The 1,802-nt window shown below is 74.6% G+C and carries 2 protein-coding genes and 1 pseudogene; 2 read left to right on the top strand and 1 reads right to left on the bottom strand.

The genetic code is table 11. From position 1 onward, the window contains the following. Together ABZ079_RS36835 and ABZ079_RS36830 are read left to right on the top strand one after the other, a co-directional pair. A partial coding sequence (locus tag ABZ079_RS36835) for a BBE domain-containing protein (RefSeq protein WP_356943798.1) occupies nt 1-763 on the top strand: 763 nt, incomplete at its 5' end. A 3-nt stretch (nt 764-766) separates the two neighbouring features. Next, nucleotides 767-1,091, top strand: a pseudogene (locus tag ABZ079_RS36830) (IS5/IS1182 family transposase); the annotation flags it as partial. A gap of 69 nt (nt 1,092-1,160) precedes the next feature. On the opposite strand, the gene ABZ079_RS36825 reads toward ABZ079_RS36830, so the two are convergent. Next, nucleotides 1,161-1,706 (bottom strand): hypothetical protein, encoded by a 546-nt coding sequence (locus ABZ079_RS36825; protein WP_356943797.1) that lies wholly within the window; start codon nt 1,704-1,706, stop codon nt 1,161-1,163. Between the last annotated feature and the right edge of the window lie 96 nt (nt 1,707-1,802).

The raw sequence follows: 1,802 nt of genomic DNA, 5'->3' as shown, positions 1-1,802 counted from the left end.
GGGCCTGTACTTCGGTGCGGAGCATGTCGAGGAGGTGCTGTCCGCCTGGCGGGCCTGGACCGACACCGTCCCCGACACCATGAACTCCAGCATCGGGCTCATGGTCCACCCCGACCTGCCGTTCGTTCCCGAGCCGCTGCGCGGCAGGTACGTCGCCCACGTCCGCATCGCCCACACCGGAGGCGTCACGGAGGGGCGCAGGCTGGTTGCGCCGCTGAAGGCGGTCGCCCCTCGGCTGACGGACGGCCTGCGCGACATGCCGTACACCGCGTGCGGCTCGATCTTCGACGACCCCGTCCATCCGCACGGCTACGCCGGCGACAACGTCTTCCTGGGCTCACTCGCCCCGAGCGACCTGCGGGCCGTCGTCGAGCTCGCGGGCCCGCGGGCCCCCGTGATGTGCATCGTCGACATCCGCCACCTGGGCGGCGCCCTCACCCGGTCGCAGGGCGCGCCCAACGCGATCGGCCACCGGGAAGCCGCCTACATCCTGCGGGTGTTGTCCCCGGTCGGGCCGTGGAGCCTGGACGAGGTCGGGCCCGTGCACGAGAAGCTGCTCACGGCGGTCGCGCCCCGGGCCACCGGCCGCAGCGGCAGCTTCGTCTACGGCGCGGGACGCCCCCTCCCCGCCGGCCGCGTGCCCACCCTGTACGACACCGGCGTCCACGAGCGCCTGACCCGCCTCAAGGCCGTCCACGACCCGGCCAACACCTTCCGGGCCAACCACAACATCCGGCCCGACGGGCATGGCACAAGGCCGTGACCAGTGCTGGTGTATCACCGCACGAACCTCACGAGACGGCCGCCCGCCCCGTTGTCCGGCGTCCCGCCCGCGACCGTGTGCCGGGTGATCCAGCGGCTCGGTCCGCTGCTCGCACTCGAGCCCGGCGCGCCGGACGACCTCGTCGAGCGGCTGTGGATCGTGGACGGCACCTCGTCCCGGCCCACGACCGGACGGTGTGCGCCACCTCGCGTGCCTGCCGTCTCCCGGCGTGCGTGCAGGTCATCGCGGATGCGGAGGCCCGTTTCGTGACGGCCCCGCCCGGTGCCAAGGCACGACCGCGGAGGAGAAGGCATGGCGGAACTCCGGCGGGAACCGCCCAAGATCTGCGACCCAGGTCACCAGAGCCGGCCTTCCGATGGTGCGGGGCCGCGGCACGTCATGCCGCCGGGCTGCCGGTGGCGGCCCAGTGCGTCACCGGTACCGCGAGGAAGACGACGTACGCCAGCAACGCGGGCCCGCCGGGCGCGTACCGCTCTCCGCTCCGCCGCTGCCGGCAGACCCAGCCCCAGGCCAGGGCGGTCGGCGGCAGGAGGAACGCATACTGCCACCAAGCCCCCCAGGACTGCCGGGACGCGGCCACGGCCACCCGGCACACGCAGGCCGACAGCAGCAGCGCCGAGGCCACCGCCAGGCTCGCGGTGGCACCGACCGCCGTGGAGTACAGCTTCTCGCCGGGCCGGGCGAACGGCTCGCGCACCGTCTTGCGGGCCACTTCCCACGACAGGTAGGCGAGGAGGAAGGCCATCAGGGTCAGGGCCGACGGACCCGCGGGTGCGGCGGCGCCGGCCGTACGGGCCAGCAGCACGGTGTAGAGCAGCACACCGCTCTTGAGCTGGACGGTCACCACGATGTTGCCCCACACGGCGTCCCGGAAGCGCGGCGAGAGGTGTTCCAGGCCCAGCAGGAAGAGGCTGTAGGCCATGGTCGCGGGGGGGGGCGGGGGGCGGCCCCGGCCGGCGGCCCCCGGCCCCCCCCGCCACACGCCCCGCGCCCCGCGCCCCGCGGAGCGGGGGGGCCC

The organism is Streptomyces sp. NPDC006314, assembly GCF_040613075.1.
GTDB lineage: Bacteria > Actinomycetota > Actinomycetes > Streptomycetales > Streptomycetaceae > Streptomyces.
Note: the sequence above shows the minus strand (reverse complement) of the source record. Positions and strands in the feature narration are given on the sequence as shown.

Bases quoted from the DNA above. Each gene is read 5' to 3' on its own strand.
- ABZ079_RS36825 (WP_356943797.1), bottom strand. From the start codon at position 1,706: ATGGCCTACAGCCTCTTCCTGCTGGGCCTGGAACACCTCTCGCCGCGC.